The organism is Shewanella amazonensis SB2B, assembly GCF_000015245.1.
GTDB classification, from domain to species: Bacteria; Pseudomonadota; Gammaproteobacteria; order Enterobacterales; family Shewanellaceae; genus Shewanella; species Shewanella amazonensis.
This window is the reverse complement of the sequence record NC_008700.1, coordinates 3,473,236-3,493,431: the sequence shown is the minus strand read 5'-3', so window position 1 is coordinate 3,493,431 and position 20,196 is coordinate 3,473,236. Positions and strand designations below refer to the sequence as shown.

Sequence of the window (20,196 nt, the reverse complement as noted above, 5' to 3'; positions counted from 1 at the left end):
TGGGTTGTTTGATGTGTTAAATCAAACATCAATGACTCGATTAAATGGGTAATTGGGCACGGCAATGCGCTCGACATCATCACAATAAACAATGGAATAACACAATGAAAAAATGGTTACTGACTGCCGCCATCGCGGCCGCCTTCGGTGCCCAGGCAGATGAAGGTATGTGGCAGCCACATCAGCTTCCTGCACTGGCCAAGACGTTGAAAGCCAAGGGACTGGAAATCGACCCTGAGTCTATCTCCAAACTGACCGAATTCCCGATGAATGCCGTTATCAGCCTGGGCGGCTGTACCGCATCATTCGTTTCTCCCAAGGGCTTGGTGGTCACCAACCATCACTGTGCCTATGGCTCTATCCAGTACAACTCCACCGCCGAAAAGAATCTGCTGGCGGATGGCTTCCTGGCCAAGAGCTTCGATGAAGAGCTGCCAGCCGCTCCGGGTTCACGCGTATACGTGACCGAGTCTGTGACCAATGTGACTGCGCAAATCAACGAAGGTCTTGAGTCCCTCAAGGGCGATGACTTTTACAAGGGCGTAGAAGCCAAAGAAAAAGCGCTGGTTGCCGAGTGTGAAAAAGAAGATGGCTACCGCTGTAACGTATACAGCTTCCACGGCGGCCTGGAGTATTATCTCATCAAGCAGATGGAAATCCGCGACGTGCGTCTGGTGCATAACCCAGCGGGCAGCGTGGGTAAATACGGCGGTGACATCGACAACTGGATGTGGCCACGTCATACCGGCGACTACTCTTTCTACCGCGCTTATGTGGGCAAAGATGGCAAGCCAGCCGACTTCTCTAAGGACAACGTGCCTTACGAGCCAAAAAGCTTCCTGAAAGTCTCTGCCAAGGGTCTGAAGGATGGCGATTTTGTGATGGTTACCGGTTATCCCGGCCGCACCAACCGCTACCGCACCGCCTCTGAAGTAGAAAACCAGTTCACCTGGAACTACCCCGCCAGCCGCGAGCTGCGTGAGCAGATCATTGATATTATCAAAACCAGCGCGCCAGAAGGCAGCGATGCCCGTATCAAGTACGAAAGCACCCTGGCGAGCCTCGCCAACTACGCCAAAAACTTCGCCTCCATGATCGAGTTTTACGGCAAATCCACCATGTTGGAAGACCGTAAGGCCCGCGAAGCTGAACTGGCCAACTGGATTAAGGCCGATGCCCAGCGTCAGGCCAAGTACGGTCAGACCCTGGCCGATCTTGAGCGCTTGGTTGCCGAAGGCAACAAGACCCAGGAATTGGATCTGATCCTCGGCTACATGAGTTACTCCACGCCAATGAGCACTGCCGCGCGTCTGTATCGCCTGGCCCATGAAAAGCAGCTGCCAGACATGGAGCGCGAGCCTGGCTTCCAGGACCGCGATATGACCCGTTTTACCGCTGGTCTTGAGCGTATCGACCGTCGTTACGACGCCAGTGTAGACAAGGTAGTACTGTTTGAAATGCTCAAACATTACGCCGCCCTGCCTGCCGACAAGCGCCGCGCCGATCTCGATGCCTTCTTCGGTATTGGCAAAAAGTTTGACGAGAAGAAGCTTAAGAAGCAGCTCGACAAGATGTACGACAAAACCGAAATCGGTAACAAAGATGTGCGTATGGCCTGGATGGACAAGTCTGTTGCTGACTTCAAAGCCAGCAAAGATCCATTCATTCAGTTGGCTGTTGCCACCTATGACATCTCCATGGCCCGTGAAAAGGCTCAGAAGGAACTGGCCGGTGAGCTGATGAAGGTGCGTCCTGCTTACATGGAAGCCATCATTGCCTACAACAACGAGCTGGGTAAGCCGGTTTACGCCGATGCCAACTCCAGCCTGCGTGTGACCTACGGTAACGTGAAGGGCTACTCACCAAAAGATGGTCTCTATGCCGTGCCATTCACCCGTCTTGAAGGTATCACCCAGAAAGACACAGGTGTTGACCCATTCGATGCACCCAAGAAGCAGCTGGAGCTGATTGAAGCCAAGCAGTACGGCGATTTCTATGTGAAAGACATCGACTCCGTGCCGGTTAACTTCCTGTCTACCGTAGACACCACTGGCGGCAACTCTGGTTCACCAACCCTGAACGGCCGCGCCGAACTGGTTGGTCTGCTGTTTGATGGTGTATACGAGAGCATCATCGGCGACTGGAACTACGACGACAACATCAACCGCTCCATCCACGTCGACAGCCGTTATATGCTGTGGGTGATGAAGTATCTCGACAAGGCAGACAACCTGCTGGCTGAGATGGAAATCGTTGAATAACAGTCTGTTTGCTGACTGAATAAAAGCGGGGCCGATAGGCCCCGTTTTTATTCGCTATTATCGACTTGGATGGATGTTCAAATGGTCTTGACCGGATGAGTCCAACAGCATGCTATGGCTTATTGATTCGAGCGCGATGTATCAGTAACTTCAGGTAGTCGTATACAAACCATAAAATTGCACAAACCACTCCCAGTGAGATGAAAAAGCCATTGAAAACTGGACCGACGACATTAAAGAGTCGTAGCAGCTGATAGATAGGTTCCCAGCCACCGATAATAATGAGTGTGGCAAGTGAGGTTGGGCTAATGGCGACGATATGGCGTAGCAGTGTTCGCACCCGAACTCCCCGTGATGAATATTGCTTTGAATAAAGGTGTGTAGAGCGACAGTTGATGATTTGGGTCAAGTGATTTGCAGGTTAATCCTGTTCATTGGGCAAGTCCAGTGTACGTTTAAGCTGGCGAAGTTCAGAGGCCGTTAAACTCCTGATTTCCCCTTGTTCAAGTTTGCCAATGTTAAGTTGTTGAATCGACTCTCTCAGTAAGTCCAGCACCCGGTAGCCCCGTGCCCGCCACAGACGACGGATCTGGCGCTTCTTGCCCTCTGTCAGCCTCATCCTTAGCTTTCGAGGGTTGCCGTCTTCTGTCGCATAGCCGCAGTCGATAGCCGCTTCCACTACGCAGGGGCGGGTAGGGCCTTCTCCGTAGTCAAAACCCGCCGCAATCGCCGCAATGTCATCGGGCTGGGGCGCTTTATTCAGGGTAATGAGATAACCTTTTTGATGGTGAAAGTCCGGGTGCATCAGGCGCTGTGTCAGCTCGCCATCATTGGTCAGCAGCAAGAGACCGCGGGAGTCTTTGTCCAGTCGGCCTGCGGGGAATAGCCGCAAATCACCGGGCAAACAATGGATTAGGCTGTGGGGATCCTCTGCGCGCAGGCGGCAGTCGATGCCAACGGGTTTGTGGTAAAGGAAGTACGCTTTTGCCTGAGCTGGACACAGGGGCGCGCCATCCACAGTCACCCGGTTTGAGTCAAATACTCTGTCGCTGTGTGAGGCTTGTTGCCCATCGATGCAGACTCTGCCCGTTTCTATCAGGCGTGATGCACCGCGCCGTGAGGCCACGCCCGCCTCGGCAAGGTATTTACACAGGCGAGTGCCTTTGGATATGGCGCAGTCACTCAAGGTTTGAGACGGCGCTCTTCCAGCGCCTGATGGATGAGGGAGCGGGCCATCAGGGCCAGGCCGACTCCGGCCAGCATGGTGGCTGAGGTGTGTATCCACATGGTCATGGCCACCGGACAGAATTGTTCCAGCGAACCGCAGGACAGGTAATCCAGGGTATCCGGGTCAATCTGAGCGAGCAAACCTATGCTGGAGGCCAGCCCAACCAGGGCCACAAAGAACATGGGAAGGCTGCACAGTTCCTGATTGTTGCGGCGGGTAAATATCAGCAGTACAAACATGGCCAGGCTGGAGTTGACAAAAACCAGCGCCGCCAGTCGGTGGGAATCGGCGTCGTTATAGGGATATATGCCAAGCAGCATGATGCCAAGCCCGGTGCAGCCGCCAATGATGGCAATGTAGCGGCTGAAATTGTTATAGCGCATGCTGAAGAGGCCCAGCATGGCTATCACAAAACTGGCACCGGCGAATAAAAGACAGATGTTGTACACGTAGGCAAGAGGGGAGCTCAGGTAGTCTCCCAGACGATCGATTCGCAGATTAATTACCTGCCACCCAAGGGTACCCAGTACAGACATAATGGAGACAGCCGCACCGAAGGCGCAAATCATCACCCCACCAATGGACATATGAAACACCAGCCGGTGGGGATCAAATTGTCCATAGTCGTTTCTGTCTTTGATTGTCATAGGTTTTCCCGGGTGGCAGTCTCCTGATCCTCAGTGACGTTGTCTGAATGTCACGATCAGAACGGCTACCAGCGCCAATATCATGCAGTACCATGCATAGGATACTGCCTCCAGGGGGGTAATGGCAAAGGTTGCCCCAATCAAAAGTGCCTGGGCGCCATACGGTATAAGTCCTTGAACAATACAGGAAAATATATCGAGCACGCTGGCGCTGCGCTTGGCGCTGACGCCATGCTTCTGGGCGAGATCCCGGGCGATATCACCGCTTATCACAATGGATACTGTGTTGTTGGCCACACAGGCGTTGGTCAGGGACACTATGCCTGCCATACCCAATTCAGCGGCGCGGCAGGACGCTTCGCCCTTTGCCTTGGAAAAACGGGCGATCAGTCCTTCGATAAAGCGGCTGACAAAGGCAAGGCCACCCTGCTGCTGCATCAGCGCAGCCAGACCACCCACTAACATGGACAGGATAAAGATTTCCTGCATGTTGCCAAAACCGGCGTAAATATCTTTGCTGAAGCTGACCCAGCTGTAGTCGGTGGTGAACATGCCCACCAAACCGGCCAGCAGAATACCAATACCCAGCACCACAAACACGTTCAGCCCGGCGACCGCCAAAAACAGAATGCACAGATAAGGCAGCACCTTAACAAAGTCCACCGACTGAGGCGCCACATTGGCTTCGCCCTGACCCGCCAGGGTAAAGGCCAGCAGGGTGATGAGTGACGCTGGCAATGCGAAAATCAGGTTCTCACGGAATTTGTCTTTCATGTTGCAGCCCTGGGTGCGGGTTGCAGCAATGGTGGTGTCGGAAATGATGGACAGGTTATCACCAAATAGGGCGCCGGAAATGATGGCACCTGCCATCAGCGGCAGCGAAATATCGGCTTCCTGGGACACGCCCAAAGCAATGGGCGCAACCGCAGCTATGGTGCCCATGGAAGTACCCATGGCAGTGGCAATAAAGGCGGCAATCACAAAAAAGCCCGGCAGCAGCAGATCAGAGGGAATAAGTGACAGGCCAAGGGCGACGGTGGCATCCACGCCTCCGGTGGCCTTGGCTACCGAGGCGAAGGCGCCCGCCAGCAAGTAAATCAAGCACATGGCAATGATATTGCTGTGGCCAATACCGCCGATAAAAGTATCTATGGCCTGATTTAGCTTTTGCTTTGACAGCAGCAGCGCCAGCACTATGGCAGGCAGAATAGCCACTACACTGGGCAACTGATAGAAGGCAAAGTCCACGCCCTGACTGGTGAAGTACACACCTGCGCCAATGAAAAGCGCCAAAAACAGAAACAGTGGCAGCAGGGCAACGAATGAAGCAGCACTTGCGTTGCCCTGAGTGTCTGGGGATTGATTCAAGGTTATCTCTCTTTATCGGGGGCGAAATGGCGGGTTCTTCCTGCATCACCGCGATTTCGCTGAATATTTGTGTCGTTACGGCTTCATCTCCCGACAACTTAGGCGAAAGAATATGAGATAGCCAGCCATCTGTCAATTTAGACGTCTAGATGGTTTTACTTCTATTTAAATTTTGTAACGCAGGAGTTAAGGCTGAGGGAGTGTGGCGAAATCCTGGTCAAAAGTCGGGCAATAATCGTTTGCCAGGCAAAAGCCAATAAAAAGCCCCGCATGGGCGGGGCTGTGCTCAGATTGCAGGGCTCAGATTGCAGGGTTCAGTTGAGCGGGGCGTTCAGCGCCTGAGCTTAATTTGGTGTTGCGGACCTGGCTGTGGCTTACACCAAGCGTCTGCGGCCGATGGCGGCCAGAGCCAGCATGGCAAGAACCGCCCAACCCAGGCTGCCACCCTCGTCTTTTGCGGCATCTTTCTCGGTGGCCAGATAGTTAATCAGGGCGCTCAGCTCTTCAAGGGTACGGATTTCCTGCAGGTTCACCCGATACTTATCGTTCACCACAAAGCTTGGGACCGACTGCACTTCGAAGGCTTGCTGCTGCTGACGCCACAGTGTCAGCTTGGCATCGGTTTCCTTGCTGTCGGCCAGTTTGTCGTAGGCTGCGCCATCGATACCAAACTGGGCAAATACCGCTTTGATGTCGTCACGGCTGTTGATTTGGGGCTCGTGTGAATGACCGGGAGCACTGTGGTCGTGGTGGCCCTGACCACCGTCGGCGCCCTGAATAGCCGCAAACATGGCATGGGTCAGCTCGCTTTGTTTCTCACTGCCATGGATAACCGCCAGCGCGCGCATCACTTCGGTACCTATGTCGCTGTTCATAAAGTCAACGTGCTTGGTGTCAAAGCTGATGCCATCCTTCAACCCCTGTTTGATGGCGGGCAGGTACATGACTTCCATATTGAAGCAGTTGTGGCAGTAGAAAGAGAAAAACTCAGTCACCTTGGGGGACTTGCTGGGGGCCTGGTCAGAGACCTGGACATAGTGTTTGCCTTCGACAAAATCGGCGGCAAAGCCGCAAAATGGCAGGGCAGCAAGGGTGGCTGCCAGCGTCAGACGTTTGTGCATAATGGCTCCGGGTATCAGGCGTGTTAAGTTTCAAACTGGAAAGTTCAGGTAAAACAGTTTGAAAGGAAAGGCTTAATTATCTCTGAATCCCGAGGCAAAAGCCCGTGTGTAACTGTGATCTGTCCTTAACTTCAACGAATTGGTATGGCGTGAGGATAACTAGGCCGACTCCCGCACCCTGAGCGCCTGCCAGGCTTCGCACACTTCCCGAAATCGCGCAGCGTCGCCCCCCTGTCTGTCAGGGTGCCATTTCAGCGCCAGTTTGCGCCATTGGCGGCGAATGTCTCTGTCACTGGCACTGGCATCGAGTTCGAATACCCTCAGTGCCTGGGTCAGATGCATCACCCGGCCATTGATGCCTATGTAGTCCTTGTAGCTGGTCCAGAAAGATTCAAGCATCTCGCGCACCACGTTGGTGCTGGTGTCGTAATTTCCCCAGTCGAGGTAATAGCTCTTCAGTCCCGCCTCCTGATGCTGGATAAGGTCGATGTCGCTTGGGATGAGACGCAGGATACGAATATCCATGGCCTGGGTTTGTACCCACTGATTGGGCAGCAGCATGTCCTGCAGCTCAAACAGGGCATTCATCAGTAGAAAATTGCGTTTAAAGAGATCTTTTTCCGGGGCAGGGTCCAGGTTGTGCATTAATCCCTGGGATTGAAGTTCGCTGGCGAGGTGGTGGACTTTCCATCCCTGCACAGACTTTTGCAGCAAACTCAGCAGGGGCCAGATGAGGGGGTTGTCGCCTTTGTGGGCTGATACTTCGGTTGTTTTGTTATCGATTAACGGAACCAGCGGTGGCAGCAGCATTGGCGCGATTCATCCTGAATTGTGACTCAAACCACTATGCCACAGGGTGACGGGATGACAAATGCGAATTAATTATGAACAAAGAAGTTGCCCCGACAGGACAGGAATATGCCGGGGCGACAGGCAGCAGCGCTTGATGTCAGATCTCAGTAAAGATCTCAGCCTGGGGCAGGCGTGACTTGGGCAGTGCCGCGTTAAAATCATCACCTGAGCGGTAGCCCAACGCCACAATGACAGAGGCGCACAGCCCTTGCTCTCTGAGGCCAAGCTCCTTATTCAGGGCGGTGGCATCAAAGCCCTCGATTGGACAGGCATCGATTTCCAGTGCTGCCGCGCCCAAAAGCAGGGTGCCCAACGCCAGATACACTTGCTTTTCCATCCAGTGCTGGGCGTCTTTGAGCTCGTACCTGTGCATATTGACGAAGAATGAGCGGCCATTATGTTGATTTTGCATGGCTTCATCGCTGGCGAAACGGCCATCGGCCTTTTCCTGAGCCAACACTTTGCGCAGGTGATCTTCATCCATCTGGGTCTTGGTACAAAGCACAACCACATGGGAAGCATTAAGGATTTTGGGAGTGTTGAAGGCAAACTGCTCGGTGGACTTGGCTATGGTCGCCTTGCCTTCGGCAGTGGAGGCCAGCACAAAGTGCCATGGCTGCGAGTTGGTGGACGAAGGGGCAAACTGCAACAGGGTTTTGAGTTCGGCAATCTGCTCCGGGCTGATTGTCCGGGATGGGTCAAACGCTTTGCTGGTGTGACGCTTTTGCACGAGCAAACTTAATTCCTGCATGGGATTCTCCGCGAAAAATGCTGGGGGATATGGCTGGCATTCTACTGTTGCACACCGCAAAAACAATTGGCTTTGGCTGACTATAGTTTCAAAAATAATTTGAATATTGAGGTGGTTTTATCCATTTATGATTTGGGTATATAAGATTTGGTTGATTGCAAATGCACTTATTTTATCCATTATTTGCAAATGCACTTTATTGTTGGCTAAAATATCTTCAGTGACCGTCAGGAGCGCCAACTATGTCTGCTATCGCCAAACCCACAGCATCCGGGGTCTTGTTCAAGGCCTTTACCAATGCCTGTCAGGCGCTGGAACTGACCAACGCCGAGGCGAGTCATATCATAGGGGTCAATCCCAGTACCCTGAGTCGCAATGCTGCCAATGGCTTTAAACCCGAGTCAAAGCAGGGGGAGCTGCAGTTGCAGCTGGTGCGTTTGTATCGCTCGCTGTACGCCCTCGCGGGTGGACAGCAGGACTTTATGCGCCATTGGCTCAACAGCCCCAATCATGCACTTGGGGGTACACCCCGGGAGCTGGTCAAGTCTGTGGTGGGCCTGGTCAGTGTGAATCAATACCTCGATGCCATGCGTGGCAAGGTGTAAATGGACTTACTTTCAATCCCCGAAGACTGTATCGATTTGCCCTATGAGGGTAGTTGCTACCGGTTGGTGGAGTCTCAGGAAGAGGTGGCTACCCTGAGCCTGGTGGATAATTTTGACGAGCAAATGCTGCTGGAAAGCCTGCTGGATGGCGCCAAGCCCCCATACAGGGAAGGCACAGCCCATTTGCACTATCTGCTGAAAACCCCTTTTCGTTACCCGCCGTTAAAACATGGTTCGCGTTTTGGTACCCGACTGATGCCCAGCTTTTTTTATGGCAGTGAGTCGGCCCAAACCTGTTTGACCGAAGTGGCTTATTACCGCTTTATCTTTTTGCAGGATATGGCAGTGCCTTATGAGGGCGTGCTGCACTCGGAGTACATGATGTTCAGGGTGTTGCTCAGTGCAACGCGCTGCGCCGACCTCACCCAAATTTCCGATGACGCTCTGCAGCAACAGCTTACCCACGGCGAAGACTACCGTTTTACTCAGGCGCTGGGGCAGCAACTGATTGAACGTGACTGCCAGCTTATTCGCAGCTTCTCGGCCCGTGAGCCGGGAGGGGTTAACCTCGCGGTGGCAGATCCCGGTGTGATGGCGTCCGCACCTTTGGAACAGAGTTACTGGATTTGTCAGCTGGAGCCTGCCAGACTCGCTTTTACCGAACGCGGCCGGGGGAATCTGCCGCGATACTATGAAGTGGAAGCATTTTTTCGCGAAGGACGCCTGCCGCGTCCAGCCTGAATCCTGGATGGGGGATAAGATGAAGACTTCTATGCTGTTACTGCCACTGGTGATTGGCAGTTCCGTGGTGCAGGCCGAATCAGAGCCATTGGATTGGCGACTCTCTTTCGGTGTGCATGATTTTCAGGTGGAGAGTTCAGACACCTTCGGTGCCCATGCGGCCATCAGTCTGGACACAGTCACTGATGGCGGCATCAAGCTGCACGCTAATCTGGATACTTATGTCGATCGCGACAAAGACAAATTGGATCCGGACCACATCCCTATCTGGTTTCAGTCTGCCTACTATGCCCGTGGCAACTGGCTGACCTTGTCTGAAGACTTGAAGTTGGATTGGCAGCTCGACCTTCGCGGTAAGCGCAATACTGTCAGCTCAGTGGAAAAGCAAATCAAATTCTATCCGTCGCTGTTGCTCGATTATGCCCGCCCGGCCTACGGCGCCACCGCGACACTGGGGATGGGGTACTACTTCCTCGAGATTGACGATGATGTGCCAAAAGAGCGCGGTTATGTGCGCGGTGAATTTGGCAATGACGCTACCGCATGGATGGGGGATTTGGGTGGCTACATAATGCTTGCACCCGGTTGGAGGCTCAGCGGCGGTGTGGAATATTGGGCCGATGGCAGCGAAACTCTCGAGACTAATTATCGCGCAGCACTGGAGGTTAATACCCCGGGTTTATATAAAGACTCGGTGCTGACCTTCTCTATGGAGCAGAGCCACTACAATCTTGACCACTACGACAAGTGGCCCAAAGACTATGAAGACTATCTGCCAATTCTGCCCTGGGATACCGACACCCTCTACCGTCTGTACCTTACTGTACCCTGGTAATCGGCGACAGTGGCGATGAACCATCAACACCGGCCTGAGCGCCGGTGTTGTTGTATTTGCACTTTACAGGCCGCCAAGGCGCTCTTTCACCAGGGCTATCATGGCTTCGGCGGCAAAGGATAAGGGCTGGCCGCGGCGCCAAAATAGCGACAATTCCCAGTGCAGATCCGTTTCTTTCAGCGGCACGCTCACAACCCCTGCCACCATGTGGCGCTCTGCGATATAGCTTGGCAATATCATGGCCCCCGTACCTGCTGCCACCAGCGCAATACCAAAATCCGGGTGGCTTACCCGGGTCACGTCAATCGGGGAGAAGCCTGACTGTTCACAGGCATCCACCACCAACTGATGCAGGGCATATTCGGGCTCAAACAGGATATGAGCCGTGTCTGCCAGTTCGTGCAGCGCCAGCTCGCGTCTGTGGGCCAGAAAGTGTTGCCGCGGCAACACCACTACCATGGGGTCCTTGCGAATGCGCAGCCCTTCAAACTCGCTGTCCAGCGCCGTGATGCCGGTGGCCAGTTCAATTTCGCCTTTGCGCAGTGCCGTGGTTTGCTCAATGCCACCGCGCACCAGCAGTTGCATATCAATCTTGGGATAGAGGCTGCGAAAGCGGGCGATGACCGGGGCGAACAGTTCTGCGCTGCCCAGGGGCGCCAAACCAAACTTGAGTCGGCCGCCCCTGAGGCTTCGCATGGCTTCCAGCTCGGCCAGCATGTCGTCGCGGGTCGCGAGCAGGGCCAAACCGTGGCGATAGACCACTTCACCGGCAGGGGTGAGGCGTAAATGCACCCCGCGCTTGCCCCGCTCGATAAGCTGCAGTTCCAGGCTTTCTTCCAGCAGGCGTACTGCTTTTGACAGCGCCGGTTGGGTGAGATGGACCTTTTCGGAGGCCTTGGCAAAGCCTCCGGCATCCACCACTTCCATAAAGTATCTGATGGCCCTGAGATCCAATTGGATATCCTTTGGTAATGCTATCTATGCTTAATATTCATTTTTTTTATTTAAATGGCAAATCTACACTAAGCACATTCCATTTTTAACTGTGATAGCCACCATGACCCTCAGCGAAGGCAAAGTCAGACTCAAATCCGGTGCCAAAAGGGCCAGCCTGACCCTGTTGCAGGCGGCGGCTATCTGCCTGCTCGCCTGGCTGGCTCATGCTCTGGTGTTGTATTTTTCGCTGCCGGTGCCCGGCGGCGTGGTGGGCCTGGCGGTATTGTTGGCGCTGTTGTCGCTTAAGTGGGTGCCCGAAAAGGCCTTGCAGGCCGGTGCGGCCTGGCTGCTGGGGGACTTGCTGCTGTTTTTTATTCCGCCGGTGATATCTGTGATTCAGTATGAGGCCATGATTGAACAATATGGCGCCCGCATGCTGGGCTTTTTGGTGGCAGGCAGCGTAACCGTGCTCTTGGGTACCGCCTGGGTAGTGGACAAAGCCTTTAAGTTTGAACGTGGCCTGCACCTGGCCCGTGCCGGAGGGCGACTGTAATGAGTCATACCAGTCTGGCGCTGCTGAGCTTATTGATTACCCTCATGGGCTATTACGGCGCCAAGCGTCTGTACAGCTGCTTGGGCTACTGGTGGGCCGCCCCCATTCTGCTGGCGCCCTTACTGATTATTGCCGCTGTCCTGCTGCTGGATATTCCACTGCCCAGCTATTTCGAGTACACCCATTTTCTGGTGCTCCTCCTGGGTCCTGCCACCATTGCTTTTGCGCTGCCCATTTACCGTGAGCGTGCCCTTATCCGCCGTTACCCCATTACCCTCACATTGGGGGTGATGGCCGGTTTGCTGCTGGGCTTGGTGTCGTCCTGGGGGCTGGTGAAACTCTTTGCTCTGCCGCCGGAAATTGGCCAGAGCGTACTGGTGCGCTCCGTTTCCACCCCCTTTGCCATGGAAGCCACCACGGCTTTTGGCGGTGTGCCCGAGCTAACGGCCATGGTGGTGTTGATGACGGGTGTGGTGGGTATGCTGCTGTGCGGGCCGCTGTTTCGCTTTGGCAGGGTACGTTCATCCCTCGCCAGAGGCGTTGCCCTTGGGGCATCGGCTCACGGTGCCGGCGCCGCCAAGGCGCGTGAGTACGGTGAAGAAGAGGCTGTGGTGGCCAGCCTGACAATGATTTTCACCGGTATCGCCATGGTGCTGGGGGCCCCCGTGTTTGCCCTGTTTCTCGTATAACCCTTTCCCTTTGTTGCTTGTTTTCGCCGGCGTTTCGCCGGCTTTTTTTTATTTTGACAGCAGGGTTTTGCACAGTTTCACAAAGTCGGAGGAGGTCACTATGCCCAGTACCCTTTGCTCCTTGTCCAGCACGGGCAGGCAACCGAGCTTGTTCTCAATAAAGTAATCAACCACCACGGCCAGGGGTTCGTCGTCGCTCAGGCGCTGGGCGTCTGTATCCATCAGCTCTCTCACCAGATATTGTCGCTCCTTGCGCTCCAGAGCACCCTGACCATACTTGTTCAGCAGGCTGACGACGGTCGAAATCATTTTTTTGTGAGTCAAAATGCCCTTGTAGTGGCCATCCTGTTCTCCTACCACAGGGAGGTGTCGCACCCCACGGGATTGCATCAGCAGGTGGGCATCCTTGAGGCTGGCGCCATCACTGATGCAGACAGGGTTGGGGGTCATGATGTCTTTAACTTGCATAGCATCCTCCATGGGCCAGTTGCCGGTTAATCCACTGCAGATCCGGTTAGCAGGAGTATAGCATCCTGTTTAACTGGTTGTTTTTCAATGTTCTAGTCGGCAAAACTCTACCAAGGGCGTCATGCTTGTGTAATAGTAATGTTGCAAACTAAGACTCATTGGACCTCATACCTCTCATATAACCAAAGGAATAATAATAATGAAACGGTCTTATTCACGTCGTGACTTCCTGGCCATGTCGGCCAAAGGCGTTGGTGCCGCAGTGGTTTCCTATGGCCTGATGGGCTGCTCCAGCAGCGATGATGATGCCCCATCTGTGCCGGTCAGCTTCGTTCACGGTGTTGCCAGTGGTGACCCGGCCCATGACGCTGTCATCATCTGGACCCGGGTGACTCCCACCGGCGATGCCGACCTGACTGTCTCCTGGCAGGTGGCCAAAGATGCCGACTTCAAAGAGCTGGTCACAGACGGCAGCACCATGACCAATAAAGACAGGGATTACACAGTCAAAGTGGATGCCATGGGCCTTGCCGCCGGCAGCAGCTATTACTTCCGCTTTATGTGCGGCGACAAAACCTCGGCTGTGGGCAAAACCCGCACCCTGCCAGAGGGCGCCGTGTCCCAGGTGAAACTGGCGGTAATGAGCTGCGCCAACTTCCCGGCCGGTTACTTTAACGTTTACGAGCTGGCAGCGGCCCAGGGTTCACTGGATGCGGTTGTGCATCTGGGCGACTATATCTACGAATATCCCCGTGGCGGTTATGCCAGTGAAAACGCGGCGGCCATCGGCCGTGAGGTATTACCGGCCCATGAACTCCTGAGCCTGGGCGACTACCGTACCCGTTACGCTCAGTATCGCGGTGATGCCAGTCTGCAAAAGCTCCACGCCATGGTGCCCTTTATTACAGTGTGGGATGACCATGAAGTCTGTAACGATGCCTGGCGTGATGGCGCTGAAAACCACAATGAAGGCGAGGGCGACTTTGAGGCCCGTAAGCAGGCGGCGCTGCAGGCTTACTTTGAATGGCTGCCTATTCGCCCATGGCGCGAAGGCAACCATGAAGAAATCTTCCGAAGCTTTGCCTTTGGCGATCTGGTAGATCTGCACATGCTGGATACCCGTTTGCTTGGCCGTGATGAGCAGCTGCAGTTTGAAACCTACCTTGACCCAGCCACTGGCGCCTTCGATGGCACCAGCTTTATGGCCGATGTCACCAGCACCAGCCGCACCATGCTGGGCGCACTGCAGCTGCTGTGGCTGCAAAGCAAGTTACTGGCAAACGAAGCCAAATGGCAGGTACTGGGCCAACAGGTGTTGATGGGCAAGATGTTGTTGCCCGCGGCCATTGCCACCCAACAGCTGTCTATTCCTCAGTTTGCCGAGCTGGCCGGTCTGGCACAGCTCGCCGCCCGCGCTCAGGCGGGCGATCCTACCCTGACCCAAGAAGAGCTGATGTATCTGGCGGCCAACCAGCATAAGCTGACGCCGGAAGTCATTGCCCTGCTGCAACTGCCATCCATTCCCTACAACCTCGATGCCTGGGACGGTTACGCCTACGAGCGTGAGGTGATTCTGGGTACGGCCAGGTCGGTGAATGCCAATTTGGTGGTGCTGGCCGGTGATACCCACAACGCCTGGGCCAACGAGCTCAAAGACGTGAACGGCGCCGCCGTTGGCGTGGAGTTTGCGACCAGCTCAGTGTCGTCGCCGGGGCTGGAGTACTACCTGCAATTGCCGGCCGAACAAATTCCGGCCACCGAAGCGGCAGTGGTGGGGCTGGTGGACGACCTCAAGTACGCCAACCTCAAGGACAGGGGCTTTATGGTACTGACCTTCACCCAGGAAGAAGTGCGCAGCGACTGGATTTATGTCTCGTCCATTCTGGAGAAAGATTTCACCGAGGCCACGGGCCGTGGCTACAGCGCCCGCACCCTGGCGGGCAGCCATGTGATAGAGGCTGTGGTGTAATCCGCTTCCCGCTAACGGTGCTCGTCGCTAAAAAATCCACCCCAATGGGTGGATTTTTTTATGCTCAGTGGAGGAAATTCTCCGGCTTGTTATGCTTGCAGCAGTCACGGGGCAAAAATTTGTGTAAAATGCGCGCCCAAATCATGGCGGATACCGGGTTTGGGCCTCATCCGCGAATTACCAAAAAACAGCAATAGGATGATGGGGACGCTTCTATGTCAGACAAACATTACATTACGGCGCAGCAGCTGCTCGAAGATTCATTTCGCCTGGCAGCCCAGGTGTATGAAAGCGGCTTTCGTCCGCAGTTTATTGTGGGGATCTGGCGTGGTGGTGCACCCATAGGGATTGCGGTGCAGGAATACTTCGATTTCAAAAAGGTCGATACCGACCATATCGCCGTGCGTACCTCGTCTTACTATGGCATAGGTACCGACAAGCAGAGCAAGGAAATCAAGGTCCACGGACTGCATTACATCATCGAAAACTGTAACGCCGACGACGGCCTGCTGATTGTGGATGATGTATTCGACTCTGGCCGCAGCATCCATGCCCTGAAAGAAAAACTGTCGCAGCTGATGCGCCTCAATATGCCCCGCGATATCCGTATTGCCTGTCCATACTACAAACCCAAAAACACCGCCGTGCCTTTAAAGCCGGATTACTACATCCACTCATCTGAAGATTGGCTGGTGTTCCCCCACGAAGTCTCGGGTCTGACCCCGGATGAGATAGCGAACGGCAAGAGTGACCTGAAAAACATCGCCGAGCTGTTTATCTAAGCTTGTTATATCAGTTTGTTACGCAAGCCCGTGATGTAGGCCCCTGATGTAAGCCTTGCGCTGCTTCGTGGATGGGTAAAAGCCGTGCCCCTGCTGACTAATCAGCTGGCACGGCTTTTTTGTGGCCTCAGGCGAATTCGGTTAACACGCTTGCCCCGACAGATAAACCTATGCCAAGATGCTGATTTGATGGATCAAAACACTTCTCAGGGACGCAGCATCTCACTCCAGCCCGTGCGGTAGCCATGTTCAAAGGCATTGCCGGAATGTGCTTCACCGCTCACGTCCCCATGTATCGGTTACTCCATCAGCCGAAAGCCGCTTCGCTGCTCGTATCGGTAAGCCGGGTTTTACCCTTGCCATTGGACCGGGTGAATATGTGTGCCAGTCATGCACGCTTTGCTTCTCTATGATGAGTTTTTTTAATTTAAAAACAAATGCTTGCAAAATTTGCGGGGCTGATAACAGGTGGGAAACCGTGCCGGCACGGTTTGCTGTGGCAACTTATCTGGACGATATCGGCTAAGTGATTCAGTCCATTGAACATTCACCGGCACGATTTTAACTGGTCTAAGCTGATAAACGAGCCGGCACACTATACAAATGTTATGTCTCTTGAGGTCATTTCGGTACTTCAAGTTATGAAAGAGTAGAAAGGAAGAAATAAGTACATGGGAAGCTATCATAATGACCAGCCTATTACTGGAGAGTCGGAAAGTCCTGACCTATTAAGAAGAGAGGCTTTTTCTGAACATTTAGCTACTGTTCTTCGTATCGCTCCTAGTGATGATTGCATGACGGCCTCTCTAGAAGGGGAATGGGGTTATGGAAAGACTTCAGTTATAAATCTCGTTAAGAAATCATTAGGCAACCAAGAAAATGGTCCTGTGATAGTTGAGTACAATCCATGGCTTGCTGGTAAAGCAGAGGCATTAGTACAAGATTTTTTGGTCCAGTTTTCATCCCAGCTTAATATACCTGACAGACCTAAAGAAGGGCTAAAAGCCGCTAAGGAGCTTTTGGCATATTCGGAATTGTTTAACGCCATGAAATTCATTCCGGGGGTGGAGCCTTGGGCATCTACAGTTCAAGGTGTTTTCAAAGTGGTTGGTGGAGCCACTAAAAAAATTAGCAAGCTAAAAGAGTTAGATTTAATTGGCAGAAAAAATAAGATTAACGATCTTCTAAAGAAGCTTGGGGTATCAATTGTCGTCATAATTGACGATATTGATCGCCTGACCCCAGATGAGGCGTTTCAAGTGGTTAGGTTGGTAAAAGCTGTAGCTGACTTTCCTGGGACATCTTTCTTGCTGTCTTTTGATCCTACTTATCTCGCAAGCTCACTAGAAAAGCACGGCATTGAAAATTCGAACCAATATATAGATAAAGTTGTTCAGTTACGGATTTCATTGCCTCTTATTGCTCACAATGATCTTCAAAAGCTGGCTGATATAGAACTTCAGAATTTATCAGATAAATCGTTAACGGATAGCTTTGAACGTGACCAAGAGCGACTTAGCTATCTATATCATAGTTATGTTAAATATTTAATACGAAATCCGCGAGAGCTAAAACGAACCTTTAATCATTTACGTTTCGTGCTCTCACAAACAGAAGGCAACGTATGTTTTACTGATTTATACTGCTTGTCTGTCTTGGCTATCAAAGCTCAAGAAATATACCATTCCCTAAAAGAGTCTCCTGAATATTATGTAGGTCGAAAATTCGATGACAGTCTTGCTTTTGATAAGAGAGAAGAGGTTGTAGAGAAAAACAAAGATAAACGAGATAGTATTATTACGCGCGCACCTGGAAAAGATGTGGTTTATCTAAAAGGCATTCTCAAAGAATTATTTCCACTTCTCGAAGGTTCCGGTTATTCGATGTATGGTTCCGATTATGATCAGTGTGGACGGGTTGCATCAGAGAAAAGACTTTATATCGCACTTCATTATCAGATTCCAACGGGATTCGCATCAGATACCGACATAGTTTCATTTTTAAATGGATCAATCAATCGCGAGGAGTATTTGAGAAGAGCGATTTCTGAAGGTTTCGTAGAGCGATTATTTGAACTTTTGCACCATAATATTGAGAAGGCTAACCAAGAGAATGCTGCTCTCTCATTAAAGGCTCTATATACGGTCTTTTTAGATTCGCCGTACTTAAAGAGCTTTGAAGATGCTGTTCACGGTTTCTTTGGGTTTGAACCATATCGAAATATAATGTGGTTGACATTTGCTTTTATTAAGGTCTTGGATGAAAAGGAGCAATTTCTCTTCGATTTGCTCCAAAATCCCAGCTTTCTACCAATTACAGCTGACATAAGTCGTCGACTATTAGTGCAGCTAGGAAGGATAGAGACAGATGATCCGAGATTAAAAGAAGAGCAGTGGCTATCCCCCGAAAAAGGAGAAGAATACCTTAAAACTTGGTCCGACATGGTTGCGAGTCAGTTACTAGATGGTGGGCTTGCCGACTCTATTCATGCATCACATATTTATTTTGTTTTCTATCGAGTGTCTAAGGAAAAAACAAGGCAAGTTTTCAGTAAGTGGATAAATGAAGAGCTAGGCATAGAAAAGATAGCTAAGCTCGTGGGTCGATGCGGGAGTGATTCTACTAACGGACCATACACAGAAATATCTGAGGATTCATTATCTGAACTATTGGATTATCAGCGTCTTAAGGAGCTTGCTGACGTGGAATTAAGCAATACCAGCCAAACGCTTTCGAATTACTTGAAAGCCGTTTACTCAAGCGTTCTGACTGGTGAAAAATATTATCTTAATGATGCTACAAAAGGCGAAAAATTCTAAAATATTCTGCAAAGATGGGAGACATAACAAGCGGCTCCAGCGGATTCACTTCGCTCACCGCTGAGCCGGGCGTTATCTCCGTGAAAGCCTTAGCTTGTGCATTAAAACAAGGACGTGACTGATGACTAGAGTTTTACTTGCCGTACTATGCAGTGCAGCGGTGTTGATGTCTTGTGGCAAAAAAGACACAGATACCACGCAGATTGACGATATTCAGTCAAGGCAGGAGAGGCTGCACAGGGCATTTGATGACATCCGCTCGCAATCTGACTTTATGGGCAGTGTTGTGTTGATGCATTCAGGTAAAGTGATTTTTTCAGATAGCTCGGGCTTCGATGATATAAGCAAGAATGAAAAATCGACCACACATTCAGCTTACTTGATTGGCTCAGTGTCAAAAACCTACACAGCCGCCCTTGTGCTAAAGGCGGTTGACGAACAAAAGCTGACGCTGGAACAAACACTCGAGGCATTTTTTCCGACCCTTGAAAATGGACACCTAATCAGCATCAAAAATCTGCTTCAGCACACCAGTGGCATTGGCAATTACACCAAAAAAGGAAAAGGATTTTTTGACTATCGGACAGAGAATCAAAGCAGTGAGAGTATGCTCAACCGAATTTTGGCGCTGGGCAGCGATTTTGAACCAGGCACCAAAGCGGAGTACAGCAACTCCAACTATTATCTGCTGGCTCTCATCCTGGAAAAGGTATACCAAAAGAGCTTTGGTGAGATACTCAGTGAAAAGATAACAACGCCATTAAACCTGACTCAAACGGTACATGTGCGCGATACCCATCAAACTCAACATTCGTACTCCTTTGATAATGGGCAATGGTCAATGTTTCCTGCATCCAATATGTCTGTTGGGCTGGGGGCGGGTTCCATTAAGGCAACACCCACAGAGGTTGCGATTTTTTATAATGCCTTGTTTAACGGTGAGATTATCCCTTTGCCATTGGTTGATACCATGAAGCAGACCAAAAATGGTTTTGGTTTGGGTATTAAACCCATTGATTTTTTTGACAAGCAAGGATTTGGGCACGGTGGGACTTTTGATGCATATAACGCGATGGCGGCCTATTTCCCTCAGGAAAAGATGACGCTGGTTTTAGCATCCAATGGATCAAATGATAACTTTCATGACACCTATCAACAGATGCTGAAAAGCTACTTTAATCAAACCCTGACTGATCTGCCAGTCGCGGCAGAAGAGCTGGCGCGCTATGTGGGTCAGTATCAGGCCATCCCTGACGATCCCTATGGGGTGACCCTGATTAACCTCGATGGCAAGCTCGCCAATCAATTTCCTGATGGTTATACCCAGGCGCTGCGATATGAAGGCGATGGCCGCTTTGTTTATGACCAGGTCGGCGCCGAACCTGTTTATTTTATTATTTCAGACAATGGCGACAGGCTGTCGACCAGGTTAGGGGAAAAGGGCGAGGAAGAAGTGAAAATGAAGGTCGTTCATTAACTCTTGCTTTGAGAAGCGAGCATTCACATTATTGTTTAGCGTCGTTTTACCCGCGTTCTCAGCGTCGTCTTCAGTTATTGGGGCGACGCTTTTA

General features: G+C 51.9%; 18 protein-coding genes. 10 read left to right on the top strand and 8 right to left on the bottom strand.

Features of this window, described 5'->3' with window-relative positions:
- The first annotated feature begins 104 nt into the window (after positions 1 to 104).
- On the top strand, positions 105 to 2,261 hold the full coding sequence (locus tag SAMA_RS15340) for a S46 family peptidase (protein WP_041409903.1): 2,157 nt from the start codon (positions 105 to 107) through the stop codon (positions 2,259 to 2,261).
- Positions 2,262 to 2,682: 421 nt separating this feature from the next.
- Here the strand turns inward: SAMA_RS15340 and SAMA_RS15335 are convergent, their stop codons facing one another.
- The 6 genes from SAMA_RS15335 to SAMA_RS15310 all read right to left on the bottom strand — a co-directional run bounded on the left by SAMA_RS15335 (position 2,683) and on the right by SAMA_RS15310 (position 8,228).
- Positions 2,683 to 3,447 carry an RNA pseudouridine synthase gene (locus SAMA_RS15335; protein WP_011761045.1) on the bottom strand — a complete coding sequence of 255 codons (765 nt, stop codon included), beginning with the start codon at positions 3,445 to 3,447 and terminating at the stop codon, positions 2,683 to 2,685.
- Positions 3,444 to 4,136: a DUF998 domain-containing protein gene (locus SAMA_RS15330; protein ID WP_011761044.1), complete on the bottom strand. Its 693-nt coding sequence runs from the start codon at positions 4,134 to 4,136 to the stop codon at positions 3,444 to 3,446. Before SAMA_RS15330 ends, SAMA_RS15335 begins: the two co-directional genes overlap by 4 nt.
- A gap of 30 nt (positions 4,137 to 4,166) precedes the next feature.
- Positions 4,167 to 5,504: a Na+/H+ antiporter NhaC family protein gene (locus SAMA_RS15325; protein WP_011761043.1), complete on the bottom strand. Its 1,338-nt coding sequence runs from the start codon at positions 5,502 to 5,504 to the stop codon at positions 4,167 to 4,169.
- Positions 5,505 to 5,878: 374 nt separating this feature from the next.
- Positions 5,879 to 6,625, bottom strand: coding sequence for a thiol:disulfide interchange protein DsbA/DsbL (locus tag SAMA_RS15320; protein WP_011761042.1), 747 nt, complete (start codon positions 6,623 to 6,625; stop codon positions 5,879 to 5,881).
- Positions 6,626 to 6,784: 159 nt separating this feature from the next.
- Positions 6,785 to 7,435: a DNA-J related domain-containing protein gene (locus SAMA_RS15315; RefSeq protein WP_011761041.1), complete on the bottom strand. Its 651-nt coding sequence runs from the start codon at positions 7,433 to 7,435 to the stop codon at positions 6,785 to 6,787.
- 139 nt (positions 7,436 to 7,574) lie between these two features.
- On the bottom strand, positions 7,575 to 8,228 hold the full coding sequence (locus SAMA_RS15310; protein ID WP_011761040.1) for an oxygen-insensitive NAD(P)H-dependent nitroreductase NfsB: 654 nt from the start codon (positions 8,226 to 8,228) through the stop codon (positions 7,575 to 7,577).
- Between the two features lie 242 nt (positions 8,229 to 8,470).
- Here SAMA_RS15310 and SAMA_RS15305 point away from each other — a divergent pair, with 242 nt between their 5' ends.
- The 3 genes from SAMA_RS15305 to SAMA_RS15295 are packed head-to-tail and all read left to right on the top strand — an operon-like array spanning position 8,471 to position 10,409.
- Positions 8,471 to 8,833, top strand: coding sequence for an MbcA/ParS/Xre antitoxin family protein (locus SAMA_RS15305; protein ID WP_011761039.1), 363 nt, complete (start codon positions 8,471 to 8,473; stop codon positions 8,831 to 8,833).
- Complete coding sequence (locus SAMA_RS15300; protein ID WP_011761038.1) at positions 8,834 to 9,574, top strand: RES family NAD+ phosphorylase; 741 nt, start codon at positions 8,834 to 8,836, stop codon at positions 9,572 to 9,574. It begins immediately after the preceding gene.
- Between the two features lie 19 nt (positions 9,575 to 9,593).
- The gene (locus tag SAMA_RS15295; protein ID WP_011761037.1) at positions 9,594 to 10,409 is read left to right on the top strand and encodes a hypothetical protein; all 816 of its coding nucleotides are present in this window, start codon (positions 9,594 to 9,596) and stop codon (positions 10,407 to 10,409) included.
- Positions 10,410 to 10,472: 63 nt separating this feature from the next.
- Here the strand turns inward: SAMA_RS15295 and SAMA_RS15290 are convergent, their stop codons facing one another.
- The gene (locus SAMA_RS15290) at positions 10,473 to 11,363 is read right to left on the bottom strand and encodes a LysR substrate-binding domain-containing protein (protein ID WP_011761036.1); all 891 of its coding nucleotides are present in this window, start codon (positions 11,361 to 11,363) and stop codon (positions 10,473 to 10,475) included.
- Between the two features lie 103 nt (positions 11,364 to 11,466).
- Between SAMA_RS15290 and SAMA_RS15285 the strand changes: the two genes are divergently transcribed.
- Positions 11,467 to 11,898: a CidA/LrgA family protein gene (locus tag SAMA_RS15285; protein ID WP_011761035.1), complete on the top strand. Its 432-nt coding sequence runs from the start codon at positions 11,467 to 11,469 to the stop codon at positions 11,896 to 11,898.
- A complete protein-coding gene (locus SAMA_RS15280; protein ID WP_011761034.1) occupies positions 11,898 to 12,587 on the top strand; it encodes an LrgB family protein in 690 nt (229 codons plus the stop codon). The genes SAMA_RS15285 and SAMA_RS15280 overlap by 1 nt, the downstream gene beginning before the upstream one ends.
- 48 nt (positions 12,588 to 12,635) lie before the next feature.
- Here the strand turns inward: SAMA_RS15280 and SAMA_RS15275 are convergent, their stop codons facing one another.
- Positions 12,636 to 13,055 (bottom strand): CBS domain-containing protein, encoded by a 420-nt coding sequence (locus tag SAMA_RS15275; protein WP_011761033.1) that lies wholly within the window; start codon positions 13,053 to 13,055, stop codon positions 12,636 to 12,638.
- Positions 13,056 to 13,254: 199 nt separating this feature from the next.
- On the opposite strand from SAMA_RS15275, the gene SAMA_RS15270 reads away from it, so the two are divergent.
- The 4 genes from SAMA_RS15270 (at position 13,255) to SAMA_RS15255 (ending at position 20,102) form a co-directional block, all read left to right on the top strand.
- On the top strand, positions 13,255 to 15,024 hold the full coding sequence (locus SAMA_RS15270; protein WP_011761032.1) for an alkaline phosphatase D family protein: 1,770 nt from the start codon (positions 13,255 to 13,257) through the stop codon (positions 15,022 to 15,024).
- A 215-nt stretch (positions 15,025 to 15,239) separates the two neighbouring features.
- Entirely contained in the window at positions 15,240 to 15,806 is a 567-nt protein-coding gene (locus SAMA_RS15265) for a phosphoribosyltransferase (protein WP_011761031.1), read from the top strand.
- A 671-nt stretch (positions 15,807 to 16,477) separates the two neighbouring features.
- Positions 16,478 to 18,625 carry a KAP family P-loop NTPase fold protein gene (locus tag SAMA_RS15260; RefSeq protein WP_011761030.1) on the top strand — a complete coding sequence of 716 codons (2,148 nt, stop codon included), beginning with the start codon at positions 16,478 to 16,480 and terminating at the stop codon, positions 18,623 to 18,625.
- Between the two features lie 121 nt (positions 18,626 to 18,746).
- The gene (locus SAMA_RS15255) at positions 18,747 to 20,102 is read left to right on the top strand and encodes a serine hydrolase domain-containing protein (protein ID WP_011761029.1); all 1,356 of its coding nucleotides are present in this window, start codon (positions 18,747 to 18,749) and stop codon (positions 20,100 to 20,102) included.
- Positions 20,103 to 20,196: the final 94 nt, after the last annotated feature.